The organism is Winkia sp. C0117E2 (genome assembly GCF_056590455.1).
The window spans coordinates 1-763 of the sequence record NZ_JBWPWD010000015.1; the positions used below are offsets into that span (position 1 = coordinate 1).

Here is a 763-nt window from a genome sequence, read left to right on the forward strand (position 1 = left end):
CCGCGCCGCTAGGTGTGGTGGAGTTGTAATGTGAAATACCACTCTGGTGTGATTGGCTGTCTTAACCTTGGCCCGTGATCCGGGTTGGGGACAGTGCCTGGTGGGTAGTTTAACTGGGGCGGTTGCCTCCTAAAAGGTAACGGAGGCGCTCAATGGTTCCCTCATCCTGGTTGGTAATCAGGTGTTGAGTGTAAGTGCACAAGGGAGCTTGACTGTGACACTGACGGGTGGAGCAGGTACGAAAGTAGGAACTAGTGATCCGGCAATGGCTTGTGGAAGCGTTGTCGCTCAACGGATAAAAGGTACCCCGGGGATAACAGGCTGATCTTGCCCAAGAGTCCATATCGACGGCATGGTTTGGCACCTCGATGTCGGCTCGTCGCATCCTGGGGCTGGAGTTGGTCCCAAGGGTTGGGCTGTTCGCCCATTAAAGCGGTACGCGAGCTGGGTTCAGAACGTCGTGAGACAGTTCGGTCCCTATCCGCTGCGTTCGTTGGAGATTTGAGAGGGCCTGTCCCTAGTACGAGAGGACCGGGACGGACGAACCTCTGGTGTGCCAGTTGTACCGCCAGGTGCATGGCTGGTTTGCTACGTTCGGGAGGGATAACCGCTGAAAGCATCTAAGCGGGAAGCCTGCCTCGAGATAAGATCTCCGTGCACTGTTTGTGTGTGAGGGTCCCAGTAGAAGACTGGGTTGATAGGCCAGGAATGTAAGGCTCGTGAGGGTTTGAGTTGACTGGTACTAATATCCCGATGACTAACA

General features: G+C 55.2%; 1 rRNA gene. It reads left to right on the forward strand.

What is annotated here, in order from left to right:
- Positions 1–761 (forward strand): 23S ribosomal RNA (locus AC1EKG_RS10425); the annotation flags it as partial.
- Positions 762–763 lie beyond the last annotated feature (2 nt).